We start from the raw sequence: 24,335 nt of genomic DNA on the forward strand, positions 1-24,335 counted from the left end.
GTCACCCTCCGAGCAGTCGGGCATCGGCCATATGATCCAGGAGCCGCGGCGGCGCCTCCAGAAGCCGGCCCTCGCCGTCGGTCAGCCCGATGTCGAAGAGCCAGCGCTCGAACTCCGGCGCGGGAGGCCGTTTCAGGATCTCGCGGCAATAGACGGCATCGTGATGTGACAGCGACTGGTAGTTCAGCATCACGTCATCGGCACCTGGGACGGTAATCACGAAATTGACGTTGGCAGAACAGAGAAGCGTGAGCAACGCGTCCATGTCCTCCTGATCGGCATCCGCGTGGTTGGTGTAGCAAACGTCGACACCCATGGGTAAGCCCAGCAGCTTACCGCAGAAATGATCTTCGAGACCTGCGCGGATGATCTGCTTGCCGTTGAAGAGATATTCCGGCCCGATAAATCCAACCACCGTGTTGACGAGCAGCGGATCGAACTCGCGCGCGACGGCGTAGGCGCGGGCTTCCATCGTCTGCTGATCGACGGCGAAGTTCGCATCCGCAGACAGCGCGGCTCCCTGCCCTGTCTCGAAGTACATCAGGTTGGCATGGATCGCCCCGCGGCCAAGCCCACGCACGGCCTCATGAACCTCCTTGAGCAGGGAGAGGCTGACGCCGAATCCTTCATTCGCCTTCTGCGATCCGGCGATCGACTGGAACACCAGATCCACCGGCGCGTTCGCCGCGATCGCTTTCATCGCGGTCGTTACGTGACCGAGGCAGCATGTCTGCGTTGGAATGGACAGGCGGGCGCGGAGCTCATCCAGCAGCGAAACAATGCGGATGTAGTCATCCACCGTATCGGTCGCCGGGTTGACGCCGATCACAGCATCTCCTGATCCCATCAACAGGCCATCGATCGCTGAGGCGGCGATGCCGTAGGAATCATCGGTCGGATGGTTTGGCTGGTTACGTGTCGAAAGCCGCCCCTTCAAGCCGATGGTCGACCGGAAGCGCGTGACCACCTCCCGTTTGGACGCAACCGAAATCAGGTCCTGAAGCCGCATGATCTTGGAGACGGCAGCGACCATCTCGGGCGTCAATCCGGGCGCCACCGCTTCGAGCTGCCGCTGGGACGTGTCGGGCTTGAGCAGCCATTCGCGGAATTCGCCGACCGTCAGCGACGAGACGATCGAGAAGGCGTCTCGATCGTGCCGTTCCATGATCAGGCGCGAAACCTCGTCTGTCTCAGCCGGGATCAGTTCCTCCGCGACGAAAGTCTTCAGCGGCATGTCCGCGAGCGCCATCTGCGCCGCCAGCCGCTCGACAGGGCCGTCCGCGGCGATGCCGGCAAGCTGATCGCCCGAGCGCTCCGGCGTCGCCTTGGCCAGGAGGTCCCTGAGGTCGGCGAAGCGATAGACGGTCCCGTCGATAGTGGTCTTGTACGGCATCCCGTTACTCTCGGATCAGCGCCAGTGCTTCGGCATGAAGCCTCGGCGTGGCGGCCGCAAGTACACGTCCCTCCGATCGGAGCGTCAGCGGGCGCCCTGCCCAATCGGTGATACAGCCCCCCGCCCCCTGCACGACCGGAATCAGTGCCATGTAGTCATGCGGCTGGAGGCCAGTTTCGAGGACGATGTCGCAGTGTCCCGACGCGAGCAAGCCGTAGATGTAGCAGTCGCCGCCGAAACGGCGCACTCGTGCGGCCCTCGAAACCCTCTCGAACGCCTCAGCCTCGCGTCCCGTGAACATGTCCGGCGAAGTCGTGTAGAAGCGCGCCTGTGCGATGCTTTCGCACGCGCTCGTCCGCGCCAATCCGCCGTTGAAGAGAGTCCGGCCCGGTCTTCCAACCCACCGCTCCGCAATGAACGGAATGTCGATCAGGCCGCAGAACGGTTGCTCCTCATGGGTCAGCGCGATCAGCGTGCCAAACAACGGAAAGCCCGTGATGAAGCTCTTGGTGCCGTCGATCGGATCGATGATCCAGGTGAATGCGCCGCCAGGCCGTCGCCCGATCTCTTCACCGATGATGCCGTGCTCGGGGAAGCGCTCCGCTATCCGCTCGCGGAGGCGCAGCTCAACCGTACGGTCGGCAATCGTCACCGGACTGCTGTCCGGCTTCGAGATCACGTCCAGCGGGGTGCGGAAATAGGACAGCACGACGGGCCGGACCAGATCCGCAAGCTCCGCCGCAAAGGACACATATGTGTGGGCGTCGTCGGCCGCGACGGCGGGGACTCCCATCACAGATCCTTCAGGAACAGCGGCCATCGCGGATCGTGGATGATGGATCGGGCCCGCATGTGTTTCCATATTCCGTACTTGTAGAAATCGAAATCGAGCGTCGAAACGCGGTTCTGCACCATGGCCCATGTGCTCCACTTGATGTCCGCCAGCGCCTTGTGGACGATGAAGCGCGCGTGCCACTGCTTTCTGTAAGAGCCGAAATATTCTTCGATGATCTCCTGTTCGATGTCCTCGGAGAAGAAATGCTCGCCGCTCCAGATCGCAAGGTCATAGAGCCTGTCGTTGTTGGAGGCATATTCGAAGTCGATGAGCTTGATCGACCTGTCTTCCCCGATCAGGAAATTCCCGGGCATTGGATCATTGAAGCATGGCACGAGATCCAGTCCGGCCGCTTCGAGTGCCGCGCGGGCCTGCCTGTACTGATGATAGAGCCACACGTGATCTTCCGGCGAGTGGCCGCCGAGTTGCCTCACCTGCTCATAGTGTTCGTCGATCATCTCGAAGACGGTCTTGGTGAGAGGAAGCGGCGGGCCCTCGTGGAAACGGCGATACATCTGCACGACGCTCGCACGAAATGACGGATCGACGCAGTCCCGATGCGTGGAGGCTCGCCTGTCATCCAGAAACTCGGATATTTCGATGTCCAGGTGATCCAGATAGTCGAAGGTCCGGGGGCCGACCGCGATCATCTCCGCCTGCTTGCTGGCCGCACGCGCCGCGCGACGGTCTATGAACATCTCGGTCCCACGCCCGGGAATCTTGACGAAATAGCCTACCCCGTGGCCTTCGACGGCAACCCGGAAATTGGTATTGCTGATGCCGCCCGAGACCGGCCTGTAAGTCAGGCGAGATCCTTTCCAGGCATCCACCTGGACGATGGCCGCCTCCAGCGCGCGCTCGGCTTCGGTCCGACCCGAACCAAGTTGCATCATCATTTCGCCCACCTTCGCTAGAGAGACCGCAACCGCTCTTCGAAGCCGGGGTGCCCGAGCAGCATCCGGCATCGAAGAAATCGCCACGACGCGTATTTCAGGAACTCCAATCCCTGAATCGGCGACCGCACATCCTGCAACAGGCTTCGGAGAGCCCAGTAGAGATCGTCCGCGGCTGCGTAGAGACGGCATCGGCTGAACGCCTTTTCGCTGAGCCGGCCGTCATGCATTTCCAGAAGCGGCTTCATCTGGCTCTCGAACTGATAGAGTTCGTTCATCTGAACCCCGAGCTGATAATAGGGATCGATATCGCCGGCCATGTCGAAGTCGACCAGCATCATGGCGCCGTCCGGACCGAGCATCACATTGGAGGAGTGCGGGTCGCCATGCGCCGGCCTCAAGTCGACACCGGCCGCCGACACCGCATCGCGTATCGAGTTCATCCAGGCCAGCATCCAGCCGAGGTCGCCGGGAAGGACGGCGCTCGTGCTCGAGATCAAGGACCAAAGATGGTCGATGCCATCGAACACGGACCAGGGGCGTCCGAACGTCTGCCCGGCGGCAATCGTCTTCTGCATGACGACGAGCCGCGCCACCGCGTCCTGCTGCATCAGATCATCGATCTTCGCCGTCCTCCAGGCGCTCCCGAGGCGCGTGAACAACACAGCCCTCTCGGCCGGTGCGCGGCCGGCCGGTAGCGGCGAGAACCCCAGTTCGTGAAACCGCTTCGCCGCGGCAAAGGCGATCTCGTCGTCCACCAACTCGGCAATCTCGTCGTTCGCAAGCCGAAGGAAGAACTCCGCCTCCTGGCCGCGCGGTCCGACATCAAAACTGGTCGACTCGACCGCATGATAGGACGGCGAAGCCACAGGAAACGCGGACACTGCGTAAACCGCCCTGGTCGCGTCGACGACCGGCAGATTTCCGATCGCGCGTTCGACCCGCGCTTCCATGGCCGTTTCCGGATAACCCAGCGTTTTCATGCGGCGGCCTCGATCGCTGCGAGGCCTTCGCTCGCCAGCGCATAGAGCATGTCGGCAAGCACCTGGGTCCCGAATGCCTGGTCTTCCGCGCTCGTGAATTCGGTCGGATGGTGGATCACACCGTCACGCGAACGAACCGCAAGAACGACCGAGGGACAGACGGCGGACAGGGCCACCGCATCGTGACCGCCGATCGTATCGAGGTGGCGTGCCGTCTCGCCGAAGCTCGCGGCCGCTCGCTCAGCAAGCGACACCAGTCCTTGCGAGAATCGGCCTGCCTTGCGGCGATCGATCGACCTCACTTCGAATGAAACGCCGGCGTTCGCCGCTGCGGCTTCCATCCGGAGCTTCATCTTGCGTTCGGCTTCGGCCAGAATCTCCGGCGACCCCGAACGCAATTCGATGAACAGAACGGCCTCGGAGGGGACCGTGTTGGGCGAGTTCGGAAACACCTCGAGCCGTCCGACGGAGGTGTGGAGATCGAGGTCATGTTCGCCGGCGATCTGCCTCAAATCCGCAATAAGGTAGGCAGCGCCCAGCACAGCGTCCTTGCGCTGCGCCATTGGCGTCGGACCGGTGTGAGCCTGCCGTCCGAGGAAGGCGACACGATATTTGGTCGCCCCCCAGTACCTGGTGAAGATTCCGAACCGTTCGCCGGCCTCGAAGAGTTCCTTGTCGCCCTCGATGTGAAGCTCGAGCAGGGCGCTCGGCCGCGCCACGTTGTCCGTGCCGGCATACCCGATCGCCGCGAGGGATTCGCGCACGCTGACGCCGCTCCCGTCCTTGCGATCGAGAGCCCATTCGCGCTCGATCGCCCCTGCAAACAAGCTGCTGCCCAGAAGGCTCGGCTGGAAGCGCGCCCCCTCCTCGTTGGTCCAGTTCACGACCTGGAAATTGCAGACGGGCAGCTTCTTTTCCGCCTTCAGCTTTTCCGCCACGGCCAGCACCGCCTCACACGCAGACGCCACGCCGAGCGCGCCGTCGAAGCGGCCGCCGTTCGGCTGGCTGTCGAGGTGAGAACCGACCATGACGACCGGCGCGTTGGCTCCGGCCACCGAGAGTGTACCGAACTGATTGCCGATCACGTCCACCGATTGCGCGAAGCCATTCCTGGCGAACCAGCGGCCGAGCCAGTCGCGGGCCGCCCCGTCCTCGTTCGAAAGAGCGAGCCGCATCATGGACCCGTCGGGGCCGCCGCCGAAGGCCGAGAGTTCATCCATCATGGCCTGAAGGCGCGATGGATCGATGGGAGCGCGGGCGGAGGAGACGTCAGGCATAGATGATGTCCACGTGGGATTTGTTGAACTGCTCGGTGAAGTCCCTGGTCAGGGCCCCACCCGTGATGACGGCATGCACGTCCTGCAGGCCGAAGGTGTGGATCGAGCCGAGACGGCCGAACTTGGAACTGTCCGCGACGATGACCGAACGCTTCGCCTGCGCACGCGCGACGCGGCGGATGATCGCTTCGTCTTCGCCGTAGTCCATGAAGCCGCGTTCGGAATGAACGGCGCTGATCGCGATGATGGCGAGATCGAAGAAGTGCTCCTTCATCGCCGCCACCGTTTCGGGACCGAAAGTTGCCTGATAATCCGGCCGCAGCCGCCCCCCGAGCACGCGGACGCTGGGCGACGATGCGTAGTAGAAATGGGCCGCGACCGCGAGCGAGTTGCTCACGATCGTGAGATCCTTGCGACTATCGAGGTGCTTCAGGCACGCAAGCGCGGTCGTGCCCTCGTCGACGAAGATCTTCATTCCGTCCTTGACCAGGGCCGCCGCCGCCTCGCCAATCCGCCCCTTCTCTCTCGCGCCGACCCGCAGACGGTCGGCGAAGGGCTGGTCGCTTTCCTGGCGGTCGAGCACGGCGCCGCCATAGACGCGGCGAGCGAAACCTTCGGTCTCGAGCTCTCTGAGGTCTCGTCGGATCGATTCCTGGCTGACCTTGAGCTGATCCACCAGATCCTTCACGTGGACCCGCTGATGCTGGCGCAGCAGATCCCGGATCAACTCAAGTCGCTGTTCCGTAAAGCTCATGGACATTCCCTGCATGTCACGGCACTGGCGGCCGCTTTCTGGCACGTGTCCGCTTTCACCACCTGCCTCATACCGCGGTTGGACTCGCTTGGCCGAGGGCACCGGTCGCAGTCGCCGGCAGGACGAGATGGCAGGCGGCGAAATCCTGCCGCGATCGGACCGTGAGGCTCGGCTGGAGCCTGCCGCATTTGTTCAAGGCTTGCGGGCAACGCGATCTGAAACTGCAGCCGTCGGGGATATCGAGGGGGCTCGGCGGTTCTCCTTCCAGCAGGCATTCCTCGGGATTGTAGCGACGCTGCTCGAGCGTCGGCATCGCGCTCAACAGCGCCCTCGTATAGGGATGTCCGGGATCGAAGAACAGGCGCTCGTTGTCGGCGAGTTCGAAGACCTCGCCGAGATACATCACCGCGACCCGATTGCACGCTTTCCTGACCATCGCGAGATCGTGCGAGATGAAGATATAAGTGAGGTCGTACTCCTTCTGCAGCTTGTCGAACAGGTCGAGGAGCTTGAATTGCTCGGCCTGATCCAGCGCCGAAAGCGTTTCGTCCATGATCAGGATTTCCGGCTCGAGCACGAGGGCACGGGCAATGTTGATGCGCTGGCGCTGTCCTGCGCTCAGGCCGAGCGGAAGCTCCTCATAGAGCTCGGCAGGCAGGCCCACCTCTGCCATGACCTTGAGGACGCGCTCGCGGATCGCGGCCTTGTCGCGCCTGCCATGCGTGCGCAGGGGATCCTCGAGCATCTTGCCGATCGACGTCCGCGGCGGCAGGGAGCCGAACGGATCCTGCAGCACCATCTGGAGCTTGCTGCGAAACTCGAGCAGCGCCCTCCCCTTGAGCGATGCGATGTCCTTGTCCGCGCAGATGATCTGCCCCGAGCTCGGAAGTTCGAGCCTGCATAGCAGCCGCATCAGGGTCGACTTTCCGCAGCCGGATTCGCCGACGATGGCGAAGCTGTCACCGCGACGAATGTCGAAGGTGACGTTGCGGACGGCGCGAACCAGATCGACGCCGCCGAACCCGGTCTTCTTCCTGACCTTGTAGACCTGCGAAGCGTCGCGCAGACTGAGCACAACCTCGCGACGCTCGCTCCGATCGGGCGCCGTCGCGGCCCCATCGCCCCAGATCTTCGGCGTCTGCCGTACGAGCTCGCGGGTGTAGGGATAGACGGGCCGCGCCACCAGATCCTCGGTCGACTGCTCCTCGACGATGCGGCCTTCGTCCATCACCAGGATGCGCGTGCAGGCTTCGCGCGCGACCGGCAACGAGGATGAAACAAAAAGGACGGCCGTGTCGAAAGTCGCCGTCAACTCCCTCATCAGGCGAATGACCTGCGCCGCGACCGTGACGTCGAGCGGTTGCGTGACGTTGTCCGCGACGAGGAGCGCGGGGTTGGTCACCAGCGCGTCCACGATCAGGGCGCGCTGCATCATGCCGCCGGAGAACTGCGAGGGATAATCGTGAAAACGGCTGCGTGCCGAGGGAATGCGCACGGCCTCCAGCAGCTCGATGACGCGGCTCTCGGCCGCCCGCCGCGACACCCCCGGCACGACGGCGCGCATCTTCTCGACGATCTGCGCGCCGACGGGCAGAGTGGGATCGAGCGCTCCCATGGGGTTGGCACCGACATAGGAAATCCGCTGCCGCAGCAGCCGCATGTCCGCGCCGCGCAACGCGTAGATGTCGCGTTCCTCGAACAGCACCTCCCCGGACCGCTTGGTCAGCGGAGGCTCCAGCCAGTTGACGACGGCCTTCGAGAGCACGGTCTTGCCCGAGCCGCTGGCGCCCACCACGCCCACGATCTCCCGCGGCGCCAGATTGAGCGACACACCGTCGAGGATGGTTCTTGCTGACGCCGCGCGGCCGGCCGCGACGGTGAGGTTCCTGAGCGAAAGAAGTGGCTGCGTCATGCTTCCGCTCCCCCATGGATCGTATTCCGCGCGCGTTCGAGCGAGGCGCCGATCAGGTTGATGCTGGTCAGCGTGAGGCCGAGAAACAGGCCGGGCATGGTGGCGATCCACCATGCGTTCAGCAGGTACTTGCGCCCGTCCGCGATGATGTTGCCGAACGTCGGCGTCGGCGGCTGCACGCCGAGCCCGAGAAACCCGAGCGTCGACTCGAAGATCATCATCCGCGCCACGTCCAGAACGGAGGTGAACAGCACCGGCGGTAGCAGCAAGGGAAGCAACAAGGTCAGGATGATCCGCAGGTCGGTCGAGCCGCCGATTTTCGCGGCACGAACATATTCGCGCTGCCGCTCGGTCATCACGATGCTGCGCATGATGCGCGCATAGACGGGCCAGTTCGAAACTCCGAGAACCAGAACGATCGCCGGGATGGTGGGGCGCGAGACACCCAGCACGGAAATGGCGAGGATGATCATGGGGATCGACAGCTGCGCATCGGTCAGGCGCATGATGACCGAGTCGATGCGCCCGCCGAAATAGCCCGCGATCGTACCCAGCGCACACCCGATCGCCAGCATGACGATGACGGACGCAACGCCGATCAGAAGCGAGTAGCGCAAGCCGACGAGCGATCGCACCAACATGTCACGGCCGATCTGATCGGTGCCGAGCGGATGGGCCCAGCTCCAATTGCTCCCGACAAAAACCGGCGGCAGCAGGCGGGCCTTCACGTCCATCTTCGTCGGATCAAGGCCGCTCAGTTCGGGATACAGCGCGGTGGCGAGGGCCAGCACCACGAAGATGCCGAGACCCACACGGAATCCCGGAGTCGAGACCGCCTTGTCGAAGATGCGCCGGACGATCGAGCGTTGGGCCGGCTTGTGCACGAGCGGCCCGGCCGCGGCGGTTGCAACGGACATCAATATTCGAGCCTCGGATCCATGGTGGTGGCGATGAGATCGACGACGACGTTGATCAACACGAATATGGCGCTGGTGACGATGGCGATCCCCTGGATCAACGGAAAGTCGCGCTGCAGCACCGCATTGATCGTCAATAGCCCGAGACCCGGATAGTCGAAGATGTACTCGACGATGATGACGCCGCCGAGCAGGCTCGAGAACTGGATTCCGAGCAGATTGAGTAGCGGCACCGATGCATTGCGTAGCGCATGGTTGGCGATGATGCGGCTGCGGCTCAGCCCGCGCACCTGTCCCACTGCCACATAGGGCTCGGTCATCTGGGCCGCCACCGAGCTGACGAGGGTCCGTATCAGGACCGGCGACAGTTCGACCGCGAGCACGATCGCCGGAAGGATGGTGTAGGCAAATCCCTTGTAGCCAATGGCAGGCAACCAACCGAGCTTGACGGAGAACAGCAGCGCCAGAACGATGCCGAGCCAGAAGTTCGGCAGGGAGATGAAGATGGAGGAGATGTAGAACGCGAGCTTGTCCGGCCATCGGCCGATCGCGAGGCCGCCGGCGATTCCCACCACGGCAGAGAAGACGAGTGCAAACACCAGAGTCACTGCTGCGAGCTGCAGGGTCATGGGAAGGGCTTCCACGATGAGGCTCAAGACCTTTGCGCGTTCACCGCGCGTCGTGTCGTTGAAGGTCGCGCCTCCCGTAGCCGCCCCATTGGCGGGCCGCACGAATGATTGGCCGAGATCGCCTCGCACGACTCCCGCCATGTAACGGCCGAACTGGACGACGATCGGATCGCGCAATCCCATGTCGGTCGCAATCTTCTCGATCAGGGCCTCCGGCGCCATTCCGCCCGCCATCAGGCGCACGGGATCCCCCGGCACGACCCTCAGCAGCGTGAAGATCAGCAGCGAGACGAGGAAGATGATCAAGACGCCCTGAGCCATTCGGCGCATCAGGAAGTTCAGGACGAACATTGGCAGGGCTCCGTGAGCAGCGCAGGCAACCGCGCACCGCAGGAATGCGGTACGCGGCCGCGATCCATGATCAGGCGATGGGCTTGGATGCGTCCATCGATCCATCCGGATAGATGTAGAGGCCTGCGAAGTCCTTTTGCATCGCGTGAATCATCACCGACGTGAATAGCGAGAGCGCCGGCATCTTCGATGCGAGCAAGGGCATCGTCTCGGTCTGCAGGATCTTCTTGCGCTCATCCAGCGTGGGGGCACTGCGCTCCTTGTCGAGGCTGGCATCGATGGCCGGATCCTCGATGCCGCAGATGCGGTGCGACGACGAATGGAAGTGCGTGCGAAGAATCAGGTCCGGCTCTGGCGAACCGGTCGACCACCCGCAGTCGACCATATGGCCCGGACCGCCGCCCGGGCGATGATACAGCCGCTCGTTCCAGGCCGCCGGCTCCAGCACCGTCAGGCTGACATTGAAGCCCTGCTCGTTCAACATCGCGGTGATGATCTCGCCGTATTCCTTGGTCTTGGGATAGAAGCCCACCGAGGTGATGTACTCCAGCGGGGGCAGCCCCTTGCCGTTCGGAAAGCCGGCTTCCGCGAGCAAGGCCTGGCACTTCTTCGGATCGAACTTCGGATAGTCCTGAAGGTCGACATAGCCGAACTTCACCGGAGAGACGAAATTCGAGGAGGCATGGCCGGCCGAACCCAGCACCTCCAGGATGAGATCGCGATTGATGGCGTGGCACGCCGCGAGACGGATGCGCGGATCATTGAAGGGCGGCTTGGAGCAGCGGAACCAGAGGTATTTGTTCTCGACGGACACCACCCGGTTGATGTGGATGTTGGAATTGCCCTTGAGGGTGTCGACTTGCTCGGGCTCCAGCCGCTCGACGATCGAGGCCTGGCCGTTCATCAGTGACAGCATGCGCGTCGTGCTGTCACCGGTGAAGACGAAATTGATTCCGGCGATGGCGGGCTTGCCCTTGAAGTAGCCATCGAAGGCCTTCATCACGGTATCATTGCCGCGCTGCTCGACGAACTTGAAGGGGCCGGTCCCGTTCAGCCTTTGCGACAGCACGCCGCCAGGACCGCCCGCGATGTCCTTTGCCGACATGATCGGCAGGAAGGCCGCAAGGAACATGAAGAGATGCGCGGGATATCCACCCTTCGACGTATCGACGATCACGGTGTAGTCGTCGGGGGTCTCGATCTTGAGGGTTTCGCTGGGCCCGGGATACCATTGCGCCGGACGATCGGCCTTCGATCCGTATTCGAATGTGGCCTTCACATCCTCTGCCTTGAACGGCTTGCCGTCGTGGAACACCACTCCCTCGCGCAGCTTGATCTGCAGGCGATTGGGATCAAGCAGTTTGATGTCGGTTGCGAGCTCGTAGACGACCTCGCCCGGATTATCGAGCTTCATCGGTGTCCGGGTCAGGAAGCCCATCACGAAGCCTTCGATGTTCTTCTGCGACAGCGTCGTGTGGGCGGTCGGGTCCCAGTTGCCGGTGATGTTCTCGGCCGACAGGAAAGTCAGCGTCTTGCCGGCTTGAGCGCGCGCGGCCGAGATGAAGAAGTCTGGATTGATCTGCGTGTAACCCGCAGCAACCGCGGCTGCTGCCGCACCTTTTAGAAGCTGGCGGCGGTCAAATTTCGAATGCATCGATACTCCCCTTCTCTCAGAACAGCCGGCAAATCGGTCAAAACGGTCATGCACGGGCTGTGCCAGTGCAAAGCGTGGCGATTTTTGCGCACAGATTTGTGGTTTTTGACCGGTTATCTGGCAGAGTGCCTCTCGCGGGAGCTAGCCCTGCGCAATAATGTGCCGTCTGGCGAAACAAGGGCGCCTATGGCGCATGCACTGCGTGATCAACGCGCTGCCTTTTCTGCCGCCGGAAGGCGGGCCTGCCGCAAGCTGGTAGATGTCCGACCGAATGCCGTCGGCTCTTCGCAGCATTTGTCCGCGGCCTGTTTCGAGCAGCTCACGGGAGAGTGCCGCCCAATGGCGCCTGCCCGAATGGCTGGCGCTGTTTACCGAAGTTGCCAGATGCGAGGTGCCCCGCACCGATCTACCGGCGGATGCGTCGTCGGCCGCCAGCCCGTTCCACATCGCGGACGACCTGAAGCAAGCAGCGACGGCCTGTGCAAACTCGGAGTAGCAGCCGAAAATGGACGCGACTTCGGCAGACCACCCCACGCGTCGATGACGACGTCGGAAAGCGATATTGCCTGACATGTCAGGCAATATCCCTCATCCAGCTCCGGACAATCGATGAGATGACGAACCTCGCCACTCTTTACTGCCACGGCGCAACTCTCGCATTGTCCGACGCGGCAACCACTCGGAAGTGTGAGACCGGCGCCTTCGGCCGCCGCGAGAATGCTGGTAAGCGGTGCCTGCGGCGACCATGTCAGCGTGCGGCCAGACCGAGCAAAATGAAGCTGGGGCGGCATCAGGCATCGAGCACAGGTGGCGCGGGCGAACGGAAGCGTTCCCCGAATATCTCGAAGGCAGGCACACCGCGCGCCTGAAGTCCCGCGTTGACTTCTTCCATCATCGCATCGGATGCGCACATGTAAAAGCGCGCCCGCTTGCGCAATAGTTCAGGATCGATGTCCGACACTGTGAATCGGCCCGGCCGGTCGAAGCGGTCGCCGCTTTGCGGCCGCTCAAATGGGTGACCAGCGTCAGGTTCGGCAGCCTCTGCTGCAGCGCCTCGAGCCGATTCTGGAACGGCCGGCTCCGGTCATCCCGGCAACCATAGTGCAGCGCGATGCGCGGCTCGCCGGCATTCCCCTCCAGCGTTTCGAGATAGGACAGGAACGGCGTGATGCCGATGCCGCCGGCGATCAGAACAACCGGAAATTCGTTGCGCAGCGGCAAGACGAAGCCACCTTCCGGTGACTGCAATTCGACGACGTCGCCGGGCGCGAGCGAGTGCCTGATCGACGTCGAGACCCGTCCACCCTCGATATGCCTGACCCCGATGTCATAGCCATCGGGCGAGGCGACCGCGGCTCCGGTGAGCGAATAGGAGCGGATCGCATCGCCCATCCGGAGGCTGATATGTTGGCCCGGCCGGAAGGACGGAAGCGGAGCGTTGTCCACTGGCCGCAATTTCAGCGCCACCACATCGGAGCATTCCTCGCGGCGCTCCGATCGTGACTCATCGTGAATCGGAAGCGTGATCTCGGCGGCGCGATGGGTATTCTTGCGCAGCAATTGTCTGTCTTGCAATTCGACCGGCCCCTGCGCTTCACCCTGGTGGACGTTCAGGGAATGAGCAACCATCAGTCGCGGGTCACCCAGTCGGGATATACTCCTGGACAGCTACCAGCGATTTTACGGAGCCGCTTCGCGCGATCGCTCTTGTACCAAGGTGGTTACCGAGGAGAGACAACGACGACTACCCTTCCGCACGAAAGAACGTTGGAACGCAAAACGGCAGATGACGCTATCGAGACTCTCGTTGACGTCGCGCATGTGATGCCCGTGAAAGGCCATCCACTTCTCGATCCGGCGCACGCCCGTGCGGCCCAGCCCCGGCTGCGCAAGGAGTTCGGCCCTGGTATGGAGCGACGCAATTTCGAGGAGATAGTTCATGCGCGTCGACGGCTCCCTGCCGATCAACGCCGCAAGTGGGCTGTGGACCAATATGACTGCGATCCGCTCCGGCAAATGACTCTGGCTTTGCTTGAGAGCGAAGGCTTTCCTCACGGTCAGTTCCACCCGAACCTACAAACATTCCAAAGATCGTTCTAAGAACATCTCTAGCAGAGCCGTTCGGCGTTGTCCCCGGTGCACATCCCCTGGTTGATCTCGATTAGACAAGTTCTAGATCGAGGCCGCTCCGATGCGGGGTCCTCGCCGGCCGTGCTTGCCGTGCCGGATTCGCCTGGTCCGGCACAGCAATGGCGTGTCACCGCGGGCTAAGCAATGAGTTCCCGGCGCGATATGGTCGAGAGGAGAGACTCCGCAATCTCCTGGGAACGCACGGCAAGAACCGAAAGCAGCGTATCGCTCAGGCCGTGGGAGGACTCCGAATAGCCCTGGAGGTGGATCTGCGGCCGGAACGCAGGGCTGGTCACGAGCCTGTAGTTGCGATCCAACGCCGCATCGCGAATGTAGCAACGGACCGGTTCGAGAAACCTGTGCGGCGTTTCCCTGTCGTATCCCGTCGCCAGGACGACAGCGTCATAGGTCGACCGGCGGCTTTCGCCACGGAACTTGTCGATCACGCCGATATCGATACCGTCCGGTCCCGCGTCCACAGTCGTGATCTCGCTGCGCGGACGCAGCACGATCCTTTCGCCGCCACCAACGCGCTGCTGGTAGAGCAGCCGGTACAGCTGGTCCAGCAGGTCGGAATCGACCACGGCGTAGTTCGTATTCCGGAAGTTGCGGACGATCGCGTCCCGCCGCTCGGCAGGCTGCGCGTAGACAAAGTTGGTATAATCGGGGTTGAAGATCTCGTTGACGAAGGGGCTGCTGTCGGACGGCTTCAGGGCATGGCCGCGGAAGATCAGATCGATGTGCGCCTGGGGACATCTGCCATGGAGATCGACCGTCACCTCGGTCGCGCTTTGTCCGCCGCCGATGACGGCCACGCGCACGGCCCGACCGCGCGGGACGACGCGGTCGATCAGGTCGAGATAGCGGCTGGAATGCAGCAGCCTGCGGTCGTCAGCGGCCGTGGCAAACATCTGCGGGATATACGGCTGGCCTCCGACCGCGACCACGAGATTTCGTGCGAGCCGCACGGTCTCGCCGCCCGCCAGCGATCGTGAATGCACCCGCAATGACGTCACTGTCTGACCGGCCGTCACCGGCTCGATGGCAACGATGGTCTCGCCGTAAGCGGCTTGCGACTTGAAATGGCTTGCCACCCACTGGAGATAATCATTGAACTCGACCCGGCTCGGATGGAACGTCCGGCAGTTGATAAACTCCAGCAAGCGGCCGCGCTTGTGCAGATAGTTCACGAAGGTGAAGGGGCTGGTCGGATCGCGCAAGGAGACAAGATCCTTGAGAAACGATATTTGCATATCGCTGCCTGGAAGCAGCATGCCGCCATGCCAGGTGAAGTGCGGCTGCTTCTCTACGAACAGCGGCGTGCATTTCAGCCGCGATCGCTTCGCGCATTCGTCCAGTGCGATGGCGAGCGCGAGGTTCGAAGGCCCGAATCCGACGCCGATGACGTCGTGCTCGATCGCAAGTTGATGAGACATGAAGCCGCACTCCGCTTGCGCTTTAGGACGAGACCGCCGGGCCGACATCAGCCGGAAGCCAGAGCCGATCGCCGAAGAAGCGTTCGCGCAACAGCATCACCAGGGTCGCCCGTTTGTGAGGAAAGTCGAAATTCTTGATCTTGGCGAACCCCGAGCGTTCCAGATTGCGAAGCTGCTGGGAGTGCGCCGCCGCCGGCTCCCCCACGATCCGCTGCGTTCGGCAATCGTCGAGGAACATGTAGTGCATCAACGAGGGCAGCCACGCGCTGATATAACGACGGCCGCGAAAAGCGTCCTCGCCCACGACCACGTGCCACCCCCGATCGTAGTCCCCGGCATCATAGAACGGCGCAATCCGATTTTCCTTGGCCCAGTACAGCTCGAAATAGCCAAACGGCTCATCACCGAAGCAGCCTATCAGCGGCAGCATGTGAGGATCGGCCAGGATGCCGGCCAGATAGCGTCGATGCTTGTCGAGATCGCCCGCCTCGTTCCAGAACGCATCGACGCGGGGGTCATTCATCCAACGATGCAACAGATGGAGATCATTCTCGAGAGCGGCCACGCGAAACGAGACGACCTGCGACAGCCAGGGGATGAACCGGCCATATACTTTCCCCGTCGGCTTTGCGGCGCGCCGCGGATGCCGCCGTCCGTCCGTCATGACGTGGAGTTGCGGAAATGGCGGTCGTCCGGGGTTCACCAGCCAATTGTCCCGTCGCTGCATGACAAGTTCGGGAAGCATCACCAATTGTCCTTCGGACAAGAAAGCAAGGCCGCTATCCATCAGTTCCCGTGCAAGCGACGCTCCATCAGCGAGACCGAGAACGAGCCGATCAGCGCCCGGCCTCCAAGCGAACACCGCTTCGGCAGACGCCGACACGGCCCGTGCCGCAAGCTGACTGTCCTCCGACGCATTCAAGACCTCGAGGTGATCGACGCGATCCCGAACACGCAGTTCCAGTGCCGTTACGTCGTCGGCAAGGACGCGAAGGCGATCGCCCTCCTGGAAAACGGTCAGAGCGGAATAGGGGCCGACCGGAAACGCACGAGGTCCGGTCCCGGAATCCGAAGCCTTGTTCATCCGGCCCTCGCATCTCGATCATCGTTGACGCGTGGTGTAAATCACTCGCCTACAGGCTGACAAGAAATGCGCGCACACGCAGATTAGATTCTCTACAAATCTGACAACCTGTCGCAAAGCGGATCGCATGTCGTCGTTTACATGCGACCGAAAGGCACCGGCACTTCATCACAAGAGATCTAAAGTGGCGCGTTGGTTGGAACTGCGGAAGCCCCCGCGACGTTATCGGCCCTCGCCTCACTTGCGACGATCTTGCCGTCGCGCAGCCGCACCAGATGATCCGCGATCCCGAAATAGCGATCATCGTGGGAAATCACGATGATGGTCTTTCCGAGACGCTTCAGATCCGGCAGCAGCTCCGTATAGAAGATGTGCCGGAAGGCCGGATCCTGATCCGCCGCCCACTCGTCGAACACGAGAACGGGTCTTTCCTCCAGCCACGCATTCATCAGGGCCAATCGCTTGCGCTGTCCGGTCGACAGGTCCGTCGTCGTGAAAACGCCGTTCTCGACGGAGACCTTGTGCGCGACCTCCAACCGTTGGAGGTAGCGCTCCGCGACGTCGGGAACCAGGCCCTCTCCACGTATGAGATCCTCGAACAGATAGTAGTCGGAGAAGATGGTCGTGAAGAGCTGGCGGTAATCGTCCCGCGTCTCCGTCAGGACGGGCGAGCCGTCGCGAAGCACCGTGCCGCCATGAGGAGCATATAGGCCCAGCAACAGCTTGATGAGAGTCGTCTTTCCGCTTCCATTCTGCCCCACGATGAAGACGATTTCTCCCCGCCGGACAACCAGGTCAACTGGCCCAAGGACGAAGGGGGCACTGCCCGGCACCGCGCGAAAGGCATAGGTTACGCCGCGGAGCTCGATCGATTCGATCGTAGTCTTGCCCGGCGGAGCGGGAGCAGTGGCCAGAAGATTATGCTCGGGGGTCGAGAACTGCTCCGAGAGTTCCGCGATGCGCCGCATCGCGACCTGGGCGCGGCCAAGCGCGGGCAGGATACCGATGACCTGATCAATGGGTCCGCGCATGTAGAGCAGGACCAGCACGAAGCCACTGGACACCGCGGCAGGGCTGTCGGGCCATAGGAACGGACGCAAGGTCAGCGCCACGCCGATCACGACAAAAAACAGCATCGTGCCGAACGCCCGCGCCGTCACGAACAGATTGATCGACCTGATCTGCACCGAGCTGATCCGGTCGACGGTCTGCTGGAGTTGCTCCGCATAGACGCGCCAACGGCGGACGCGATTGAGACGCAGCTCCTTGGCGCCCTCGGCGATCGCGCGATATTGCTTGTGCAGCTGATCCTCCGCATCGCGCGCCACGTTGAAGCCGTGGACGCCTCTGGTTCTTGCATAGCCATGCGCCAGCGACCCCAGAACGATGACGGCCCCCGTGATCAGGAACAACGGCCACGACAGCACTGCCAAGTAAACCATGCAGCCGAGCGCGATCACGAGCGAGACGAAAAAGGACGAAAAGAAGAACGCGAAATCGCTGATCGTGTCGACGTCCTGCGTGAGGACCGGGATTAGGCGATGGGTCCGGTAGATTTCGAGCTGATCGATGGGCGCGGCCAGGATTTTGGCGGCCAGCGACTTGCGAAGTTCGGCGATGATCCGCTGTCCGACATAGTTTGCGCTGACATCGGCGCCGATGGACCCGATCAGGATCAGGAGGCACAGGCCGGCAAACGCGAGCAGCAGCGTGATGACGTCGGCCTGCGTGGCATAGAGCCCGTGATTGACGACCGCGAGCAACGCCGCGACGCTGGCGCCGCCGACCAGACCCAGAACGATGCCGCCGAACACGAGCGGCCAGTAAGGCCCCAGGAGATGCAGAATCTGCGCCATCAGGCCGCTTCGTGAGTTCATGATGAGAGCCGCGCTGGAGGAGACCTGAAGCGAACCTATACGGTCCGTCACGATCAGAACAAGCCGTGCCGATGTGATGCGAATACATGATGGCAGCACCGCTCTTCCAGAGCTTATTTCGTCGGCTCTTTCGATGGATTCTAATTTGGGATCGCCAATGCCTTTAATATGATGCGGGTAGTACCGCTTTTGCAGCGCAGCCGGCGAGCGAGCAGGATTTTGATCCAACGCCGTGCCTGGCCGCGACATCCGGACATCGAAGCACTCGAAGGCCAGCATCGGACCGGCCCGATGGAGAATGACTTTGGACCCGCTTATCTCCGAAACCCGCATCGCGCTTCCCGATGCCGCCGGCCTCGCTGCGCGGATGATCGATCATCTGGCCGAGCATGACATCGCCTTTGAGGAACGCGGCGGCCTTATGGTGGCGACACTGCCGTTCGGCACCAGTTCCCTCACCGTCGAGGCCGAAGTGCTCAAGATCCGCGTCGAGGCCGACGACAAGGGCAATCTGGAGATGCTGCGCGCGGTCGTCGCCTCGCATGTGATCGAATTCGCGGGCGATATTGCCCCGACCATCGTTTGGTCCGGTCATGAGTCCAACGGCAGCACGCTCGCCAACTTCCGCGAGGTGCGGCTGACGGCCGCGATCACCCTGACGCCGCACATGCGGCGGCTGACCTTCACCGGCGACGACATCGCCCGTTTCGTGAACGACGGCGAATTGCACGTGCGGCTGTACTTCCCGCCCGAAGGCCTCGCCAAGCCAGAATGGCCGTGGCCGGCGCCGGACGGACGTATCCTTTGGCCGGAGCCCGACCGCAGGCCCGTGACCCGCTATTACACGATCCGCCGCATCGACTTGCAGACCCGCGAGATCGATATCGATTTCGTGGTTCATGATCATGCCGGACCGGGCTCGGCCTTCGCCGTCAACGCAAAGGCTGGCGCCATCTGCGGCATGGCCGGCCCGCTCGGCCGCGGCATTCGTCCGGCACGCTGGTTGCTTCTCGCGGGCGACGAAACCGCCCTCCCCGCCATCGCGCGAATTCTCGAGACGCTGCCGACGACGGCAACGGGTGAGGCCTTCATCGAGGTTGCCGATCGAAGCGAGGAGGTTCCGCTGGTCGCGCCGAGCGGCGTAGCGATCCGCTGGCTGCATCGCGCGGGCCGTCCGGCGGGAACGACGCAGCTCCTGGTCGATGCCGTCAAGGCAGTGCAATGGCCCGACCATGGCGAGGTCTTCGCCTGGGTCGCGTGTGAGGCGCAGGCGCTAAAAGCCCTGCGAAACCATTTGCGCGACGAGCGAAAGCTCTCCCGCGATCAGCATCTGGCCGTCGCCTATTGGAGCCTGCGCCAACCATGACGTTCCAACACGCGCAGACGGGCGAAAGCACGCTCGCGGCGCCGACCAGCATCACGCAGGCATCGCCGGAATTGCCCGCCTCGTTGTTCGAACTCGACCAGGTCGGCTTCGCGGTGGCAGGGCGCGCGCTGCTCGAACCGCTCACCCTGTCCCTTCCCGCGCGCAGCGTCGTCGGACTGATTGGGCACAACGGCTCCGGCAAATCGACCTTGCTGAAATTGTTGTCGCGCCAGCAGCCGAGCTCGTCGGGAATGATTCGTTTCGAGGGCCGCGCGCTAAGCGCCTGGAGCGATCGGGACTATGCCCGCAAGGTCGCCTACCTGCCGCAGCAGACGCCGCCCGCTGCCGGCATGCTGGTCAAGGAGCTGGTCGCACTCGGCCGCTATCCCTGGCACGGCGCGCTCGGCCGGTTCAGCGAGATCGACCGCGAGAAGGTCGAAAGCGCCATGGCGTTGACCCATATCCAGCCATTCGCGGACCGCCTGGTAGATACGTTGTCCGGCGGCGAGCGTCAGCGGGCCTGGATCGCCATGCTGGTGGCGCAGGATGCCGAGTGCCTCCTGCTCGACGAGCCGACCTCTGCGCTGGACATCGCCCATCAGATCGAGGTGCTGTCGCTGGTCAAGCAGCTCGCCCGCGAGCGCAATCTCGGCGTGGTCGTCGTGCTTCACGACGTCAACATGGCCGCCCGCTTCTGCGACGAGATCATCGCGCTCCATTCGGGGAAGCTGATTGCCCGCGGCAAGCCGGACAAGATCATGACGCCCGCCGAGCTCGAAACCATCTACGGCATCCCGATGGGCGTGATGCCGTCGCCGGATCACGGCCACCTCATCAGCTTCGCGCGGTAAGCGGCATCGCTTGGGGCGCAGTCATCGCCGCTGCGGCCGCAGCAGCCAGATGAGGTAGGGTCCGGCGAGCATCATGGCGAAGATACCGGCGGGCATCTGGAACGGAAATATCACCATGCGTCCGGCCCAATCCGCCGTGACCATCAGAATCGCCCCGATCAACGCGGCCAGCGCCGCCTGATGCAGCGCGCGCTGCGCGCCCATCATCCGCGCCATGTGCGGCGCGATGAAGCCAACCAGGCTCAGAAGGCCCACCATCAGTGTCGCCGTTGCGGTCAGCAATGCCGTGAGCAGCATGATGATGATGCGGCTTCTCGCCAGCGAGATGCCGACCGAACGCGCAGCCGTCGGTCCGAGCGGCAGGATGTCGAGCCAGCGCGACAGCAGCGGCACCATGATCAGCAGAACGAGCGCCGCCGCAGCGAGGACCGCGGCCTCGGCTGGACCGATCTGGTAAAGCGACCCGGTCAGCAACGACAGCAGCGTGCCGATCCGCGGATCGCCCGTCGCCAGCGCCATGGCGATGATCGCGCCGAATGCCGCGCTCATGGCGACCCCGGCCAGGAGCACGCGCTCCGGACTGAACTCGGACCGCCGGCTGAACAGCAGCACCAGCGCCAGCACGATGAAGGCGCCGATGCCGGCCGCCGCAATCTGCGCCAGCCGCGTGTGCGCGGGAAAGAGATAGAGCAGAACGATCACGCCCATCGCGGCGCCGTAGCTGATGCCCATGACCTCCGGCGCGGCCATCGGATTGCCGGTCATCCGTTGCAGCAGCGTGCCGGCGACCGCCAGCGTCGCGCCCGCGGCCAGCGCCGACACCACGCGCGGCCAGCGCCACGGCCAGAACTCCTGCAAGCCGAACAGACCGCTCCAGCGCCAGCCGTCGGTACCGACGCCGAGAGCGAGTGCGATCCAGACCACGAGCAGCAGCAAGACAAGAGCGAACAGGATCACGCGCCAGGGGTGATCGAGACGCGGCGGAGCGGATGGCGTGAGGTTACCCATCGGCATGGCCGCACGCAGCCGCGGCAGCAACAGGAGCAGCATCGGCGCGCCGATCAGGGCCGTCACCGCGCCGGCCGGCATTTCGCGATAGCCGGGCGGAATCAACAGCACGAGCTGATCCGTCAGCCACAACAGCAGGGCGCCGCAAAGAGGCGCCCAGATCAGCCGGTCGCGAAAGCGACGCGCGCCCGACAGCATGACGATAGCGGGCGCAGACAAGCCGACGAATCCCATGACGCCGACCACGCTGACGACCGAAGCGCTGAGCGCGATCGCAATGATGAGCGCGAAGATCCGCGCTCGCGTCAATCCGAGGCCCAGATTGCGCGCAGTCTCATCGTCGAAGCCGAGCAGGGTTAGCGGGCGAACCATCATCGCGATCAAGACGATCGATATCAGGAGCCGCGGCGCCAGAAACGTCACGTTGCTCCAGTCCTGCTGATTGAGGAAACCGGCACCCCAGATGAACAGCCCGATCAGATATTCGTGGTTGAGCAGCACCAGCGCCTGGGTGGTCACGGCGCAATAGTAGCTAACGATCAACCCAGCCAGCACCAGGACGACGGGCGACAGCGCACGTTTCCAGGTCAGCCCGAACACGCAGAGAAACGCGGCGAACCCGCCGAACAGCGCTATCCACTCCCGGCCAAAGGCAAGCAGCGACGGCGCCCACAGGGTCGTCACAGCCAGCGCGAGATACGCGCCGTTCAGGACACCGAGAGTGCTCGGTTCAGCGAGCGGATTACGCAGCACCTGCTGACAGACGGCGCCAGCGAGGCCAAGAGCTGCGCCGGCCAGCAGAGCCACTGCGATGCGCGGAAACACCGTGTAGTGCACGAGCATCTGTTGCGGATCGGTGATCTCGGGCCGCCACAACACAGGCAGCCAGGCGCTCGCGGGCAGATATCCCGACAGATTCCGCCAGGTGAGCGCGGCCGCGGCCGCCACCAACAACCCGATCAGCATCGCCGGATGCATTTCGAAGCCGGATCGGGCCGGCAGCGCGTCAACCTTGCTCATGGCTTTCCCGCGGCAACCGTTCGGCGAGAAGACGAGCGAAACGCTCGGCCGCCGGCACGCCGCCATAGAAGAACTGATTGTCCAGGATCGTGAGCCTGTGCGACCGAAGGGACGGCAGGGTCCGCAGCACCGGGCTAGCCTTCAGCAAGGCCTCGACGTCGGCGACCCGCGAGGTCATCAGGACCAGCCGCGCATCCGGTACCGCGGCGAGCACTTCGAGCCCTACGCTGGTATATCCCCATGGGCCGCTCAGCCCGGTCCAGGCATTCTTCAATCCGAACTGGTCGAGCACCTCCTGATAGAGGCTGTTCGGACCGAACACGAGCGCGCGGTTACGCGCGATCTCGCTGACGAGATAGAGCGGCTTGCCGCCGCGATCGCGAAGCCGCTCGCGGTAGCCAGCCATGGCAACATCGAAGCGCGCGAAATAGGCTTCGCAGGCCCCCTGCACCCCGAGACGCTTCGCAAGCTCCATCGTCGAACGGCGTGCCGTGTCGAGGGGATGCCCGCCGGGTCTGAAGATCGTGAACATTTCGACCGGCGCGATCAGCTTGAGCCGGGGTACGACGGCCGCGATGCTGGGATCAATGACGATGATCTCAGGCGCGAAGCTCTGCAGCAGCTCGAGATTGGGCTCCGAACGCAGGCCGATCTCCTGAACGCCGGGCGGGACAGCTGGCTCGACCACGAGTCGGCCATAGCGCTCGATCTCCGGAATGACCAACGGCACGACGCCAAGCGCCAGTATCGTCTGGGCACAGGCCCAGCCCAGCGCGGCGATCCGGGGCCCGGCTGGCGATCCGCTGGTTTGGGCAAATGCCATCGGCCATGCACCCGCGAGCGCCGTGCCTCCGATCGCCGCGCCCGCGCGGAGAAGCGCGCGGCGGGACTGCCTGTGGTCTGGGGTGAACGTGCTCATGGAATGCAGTTCAGGAGAGGACAATGACAGTCATGACATACCCTCGTTCGCGCCGCGTTTCCATATCAAGCTGCCCTTTCGCCACCGGCACGAAATGCATGGGCCAGCGCCTGCCCGATCGCCGCCCTCGCTTGCAAGGCATCGGCCACGACATTCCCCATGCGCAGGAATTCATGGATCATGCCGGGATAGACGCGCAGATCGACCGGAACGCCGGCCGCCGCCAACCGCATCGCATAGCCGCGCCCTTCATCCACCAGAGGATCGAACTCGGCGAGGACGATGAATGCGGGAGCGAGGCCCGACAAATCCGTCGCGGCGAGCGGTGCAAAACGCCAATCGTCGCGGTCTGACTCATCGCGCAGATATTGCCGGAAGAACCAGTCGACGGTGCTGCGTTCCAGGAGATGGCCGGCACCATATCGTTCATAGGACGAGGAGGTCTGCCGCGAGCTGAGGCCGGGATAGGCGAGAACCTGAAGCACCGGTTGCGGAAGACCCGTGTTCGCCCTCGCCTCGATCGCCAGCGCGGCGGCAAGCGTCCCGCCGGCGCTATCGCCGCCGACGGCAACGCGGCGGCCGTCGAGCCCTATTGCTCGGCCCTCGCGGCCAATCCAGGTCAGCGCATCGACCGCATCCTCGAAAGCCGTCGGAAACTTGTGTTCCGGCGCAAGCCTGTAGCCGACCGACAGCACGGCCGCGCCACTGTCCTCGGCAAGGCCGCGGCACAATGGCTGATGCGAATCCAGGCTGCCGACGACGAAGCCGCCGCCATGCATATACAGAAGTACCGGCATCGGAAGGCGATCGCTCGGCGCCTCGCTCGCATAGAGCCGCGCCTCGATCACCGCGCCATCCCGCGTCGGCAGCGAGAGGCGGCGCTCATGGGGGAGCGCCGGCGGATCGACATCGAGCAGCGGCGAGGATGCATCGAAATCGGCCCGCGCCTGCGCGGCGGTCAATTGCGGAAACGGAGTTCGCACGCCGCTTTCGGTGCCGGCCTGAACCATCTCGAGCAATGCTGCAATATCAGGATCAAGGCTCAA

At 63.4% G+C, this 24,335-nt stretch carries 21 protein-coding genes; 2 read left to right on the forward strand and 19 right to left on the reverse strand.

Annotated features, from left to right (window positions below):
• Position 1 precedes the first annotated feature (1 nt).
• The 16 genes from AC1RQP_RS18465 to AC1RQP_RS18540 form a co-directional block, all read right to left on the reverse strand.
• Entirely contained in the window at positions 2–1,393 is a 1,392-nt protein-coding gene (locus AC1RQP_RS18465) for an ethanolamine ammonia-lyase subunit EutB (protein ID WP_492938005.1), read from the reverse strand.
• A gap of 4 nt (positions 1,394–1,397) precedes the next feature.
• On the reverse strand, positions 1,398–2,186 hold the full coding sequence (gene hisN, locus AC1RQP_RS18470; RefSeq protein WP_239629695.1) for a histidinol-phosphatase: 789 nt from the start codon (positions 2,184–2,186) through the stop codon (positions 1,398–1,400).
• Positions 2,186–3,121, reverse strand: coding sequence for a choline/ethanolamine kinase family protein (locus AC1RQP_RS18475; RefSeq protein WP_239629694.1), 936 nt, complete (start codon positions 3,119–3,121; stop codon positions 2,186–2,188). Before AC1RQP_RS18475 ends, hisN begins: the two co-directional genes overlap by 1 nt.
• A gap of 17 nt (positions 3,122–3,138) precedes the next feature.
• Positions 3,139–4,104 (reverse strand): phosphotransferase, encoded by a 966-nt coding sequence (locus tag AC1RQP_RS18480; protein WP_492938006.1) that lies wholly within the window; start codon positions 4,102–4,104, stop codon positions 3,139–3,141.
• Entirely contained in the window at positions 4,101–5,381 is a 1,281-nt protein-coding gene (locus AC1RQP_RS18485; RefSeq protein ID WP_492938007.1) for a Zn-dependent hydrolase, read from the reverse strand. Before AC1RQP_RS18485 ends, AC1RQP_RS18480 begins: the two co-directional genes overlap by 4 nt.
• Positions 5,374–6,135: a DeoR/GlpR family DNA-binding transcription regulator gene (locus tag AC1RQP_RS18490; protein ID WP_492938008.1), complete on the reverse strand. Its 762-nt coding sequence runs from the start codon at positions 6,133–6,135 to the stop codon at positions 5,374–5,376. The genes AC1RQP_RS18485 and AC1RQP_RS18490 overlap by 8 nt, the downstream gene beginning before the upstream one ends.
• A gap of 67 nt (positions 6,136–6,202) precedes the next feature.
• The gene (locus tag AC1RQP_RS18495; protein ID WP_492938009.1) at positions 6,203–8,047 is read right to left on the reverse strand and encodes an ABC transporter ATP-binding protein; all 1,845 of its coding nucleotides are present in this window, start codon (positions 8,045–8,047) and stop codon (positions 6,203–6,205) included.
• Positions 8,044–8,964, reverse strand: a complete 921-nt coding sequence (locus tag AC1RQP_RS18500) for an ABC transporter permease (protein WP_239622882.1) — start codon at positions 8,962–8,964, stop codon at positions 8,044–8,046. Before AC1RQP_RS18500 ends, AC1RQP_RS18495 begins: the two co-directional genes overlap by 4 nt.
• Positions 8,964–9,944 (reverse strand): ABC transporter permease, encoded by a 981-nt coding sequence (locus AC1RQP_RS18505; RefSeq protein ID WP_492938010.1) that lies wholly within the window; start codon positions 9,942–9,944, stop codon positions 8,964–8,966. Before AC1RQP_RS18505 ends, AC1RQP_RS18500 begins: the two co-directional genes overlap by 1 nt.
• A gap of 70 nt (positions 9,945–10,014) precedes the next feature.
• A complete protein-coding gene (locus tag AC1RQP_RS18510; protein ID WP_492938011.1) occupies positions 10,015–11,598 on the reverse strand; it encodes an ABC transporter substrate-binding protein in 1,584 nt (527 codons plus the stop codon).
• A gap of 368 nt (positions 11,599–11,966) precedes the next feature.
• Positions 11,967–12,389: a 2Fe-2S iron-sulfur cluster-binding protein gene (locus tag AC1RQP_RS18515; RefSeq protein ID WP_492938012.1), complete on the reverse strand. Its 423-nt coding sequence runs from the start codon at positions 12,387–12,389 to the stop codon at positions 11,967–11,969.
• Between the two features lie 100 nt (positions 12,390–12,489).
• A complete protein-coding gene (locus tag AC1RQP_RS18520) occupies positions 12,490–13,227 on the reverse strand; it encodes a ferredoxin--NADP reductase (RefSeq protein ID WP_492938013.1) in 738 nt (245 codons plus the stop codon).
• Between the two features lie 51 nt (positions 13,228–13,278).
• Positions 13,279–13,653, reverse strand: a complete 375-nt coding sequence (locus AC1RQP_RS18525) for a hypothetical protein (protein ID WP_492938014.1) — start codon at positions 13,651–13,653, stop codon at positions 13,279–13,281.
• 212 nt (positions 13,654–13,865) lie between these two features.
• Entirely contained in the window at positions 13,866–15,212 is a 1,347-nt protein-coding gene (locus tag AC1RQP_RS18530) for a lysine N(6)-hydroxylase/L-ornithine N(5)-oxygenase family protein (protein WP_492938015.1), read from the reverse strand.
• Entirely contained in the window at positions 15,187–16,248 is a 1,062-nt protein-coding gene (locus AC1RQP_RS18535; protein ID WP_492938016.1) for a GNAT family N-acetyltransferase, read from the reverse strand. Before AC1RQP_RS18535 ends, AC1RQP_RS18530 begins: the two co-directional genes overlap by 26 nt.
• Positions 16,249–16,427: 179 nt before the next feature.
• Positions 16,428–18,125 carry a cyclic peptide export ABC transporter gene (locus AC1RQP_RS18540; protein WP_492938017.1) on the reverse strand — a complete coding sequence of 566 codons (1,698 nt, stop codon included), beginning with the start codon at positions 18,123–18,125 and terminating at the stop codon, positions 16,428–16,430.
• Positions 18,126–18,429: 304 nt separating this feature from the next.
• Here AC1RQP_RS18540 and AC1RQP_RS18545 point away from each other — a divergent pair, with 304 nt between their 5' ends.
• Positions 18,430–19,491, forward strand: a complete 1,062-nt coding sequence (locus tag AC1RQP_RS18545) for a DUF2218 domain-containing protein (protein WP_492938018.1) — start codon at positions 18,430–18,432, stop codon at positions 19,489–19,491.
• Positions 19,488–20,342, forward strand: coding sequence for an ATP-binding cassette domain-containing protein (locus AC1RQP_RS18550; protein WP_239622873.1), 855 nt, complete (start codon positions 19,488–19,490; stop codon positions 20,340–20,342). The genes AC1RQP_RS18545 and AC1RQP_RS18550 overlap by 4 nt, the downstream gene beginning before the upstream one ends.
• A 21-nt stretch (positions 20,343–20,363) precedes the next feature.
• Here the strand turns inward: AC1RQP_RS18550 and fhuB are convergent, their stop codons facing one another.
• From fhuB to AC1RQP_RS18565, 3 genes are all read right to left on the reverse strand, one after another.
• Positions 20,364–22,370 (reverse strand): Fe(3+)-hydroxamate ABC transporter permease FhuB, encoded by a 2,007-nt coding sequence (fhuB, locus tag AC1RQP_RS18555; RefSeq protein WP_492938019.1) that lies wholly within the window; start codon positions 22,368–22,370, stop codon positions 20,364–20,366.
• Entirely contained in the window at positions 22,357–23,289 is a 933-nt protein-coding gene (locus tag AC1RQP_RS18560) for an ABC transporter substrate-binding protein (RefSeq protein WP_492938020.1), read from the reverse strand. The genes fhuB and AC1RQP_RS18560 overlap by 14 nt, the downstream gene beginning before the upstream one ends.
• A 65-nt stretch (positions 23,290–23,354) precedes the next feature.
• Positions 23,355–24,335, reverse strand: a complete 981-nt coding sequence (locus AC1RQP_RS18565; protein WP_492938021.1) for an alpha/beta hydrolase — start codon at positions 24,333–24,335, stop codon at positions 23,355–23,357.

This window comes from Bradyrhizobium sp. GW821-FHT13H06 (assembly GCF_058803975.1).

Bases quoted from the DNA above. Each gene is read 5' to 3' on its own strand.
- AC1RQP_RS18485 (WP_492938007.1), bottom strand. From the start codon at position 5,381: ATGCCTGACGTCTCCTCCGCCCGCGCTCCCATCGATCCATCGCGCCTT.
- hisN (WP_239629695.1), bottom strand. From the start codon at position 2,186: ATGGGAGTCCCCGCCGTCGCGGCCGACGACGCCCACACATATGTGTCC.
- fhuB (WP_492938019.1), bottom strand. From the start codon at position 22,370: ATGAGCAAGGTTGACGCGCTGCCGGCCCGATCCGGCTTCGAAATGCAT.
- AC1RQP_RS18510 (WP_492938011.1), bottom strand. From the start codon at position 11,598: ATGCATTCGAAATTTGACCGCCGCCAGCTTCTAAAAGGTGCGGCAGCA.
- AC1RQP_RS18495 (WP_492938009.1), bottom strand. From the start codon at position 8,047: ATGACGCAGCCACTTCTTTCGCTCAGGAACCTCACCGTCGCGGCCGGC.
- AC1RQP_RS18560 (WP_492938020.1), bottom strand. From the start codon at position 23,289: ATGAGCACGTTCACCCCAGACCACAGGCAGTCCCGCCGCGCGCTTCTC.
- AC1RQP_RS18520 (WP_492938013.1), bottom strand. From the start codon at position 13,227: ATGGTTGCTCATTCCCTGAACGTCCACCAGGGTGAAGCGCAGGGGCCG.
- AC1RQP_RS18490 (WP_492938008.1), bottom strand. From the start codon at position 6,135: ATGAGCTTTACGGAACAGCGACTTGAGTTGATCCGGGATCTGCTGCGC.
- AC1RQP_RS18540 (WP_492938017.1), bottom strand. From the start codon at position 18,125: ATGAACTCACGAAGCGGCCTGATGGCGCAGATTCTGCATCTCCTGGGG.
- AC1RQP_RS18480 (WP_492938006.1), bottom strand. From the start codon at position 4,104: ATGAAAACGCTGGGTTATCCGGAAACGGCCATGGAAGCGCGGGTCGAA.
- AC1RQP_RS18465 (WP_492938005.1), bottom strand. From the start codon at position 1,393: ATGCCGTACAAGACCACTATCGACGGGACCGTCTATCGCTTCGCCGAC.
- AC1RQP_RS18475 (WP_239629694.1), bottom strand. From the start codon at position 3,121: ATGATGCAACTTGGTTCGGGTCGGACCGAAGCCGAGCGCGCGCTGGAG.
- AC1RQP_RS18500 (WP_239622882.1), bottom strand. From the start codon at position 8,964: ATGTCCGTTGCAACCGCCGCGGCCGGGCCGCTCGTGCACAAGCCGGCC.
- AC1RQP_RS18515 (WP_492938012.1), bottom strand. From the start codon at position 12,389: ATGCCGCCCCAGCTTCATTTTGCTCGGTCTGGCCGCACGCTGACATGG.
- AC1RQP_RS18535 (WP_492938016.1), bottom strand. From the start codon at position 16,248: ATGAACAAGGCTTCGGATTCCGGGACCGGACCTCGTGCGTTTCCGGTC.
- AC1RQP_RS18530 (WP_492938015.1), bottom strand. From the start codon at position 15,212: ATGTCGGCCCGGCGGTCTCGTCCTAAAGCGCAAGCGGAGTGCGGCTTC.
- AC1RQP_RS18550 (WP_239622873.1), top strand. From the start codon at position 19,488: ATGACGTTCCAACACGCGCAGACGGGCGAAAGCACGCTCGCGGCGCCG.
- AC1RQP_RS18505 (WP_492938010.1), bottom strand. From the start codon at position 9,944: ATGTTCGTCCTGAACTTCCTGATGCGCCGAATGGCTCAGGGCGTCTTG.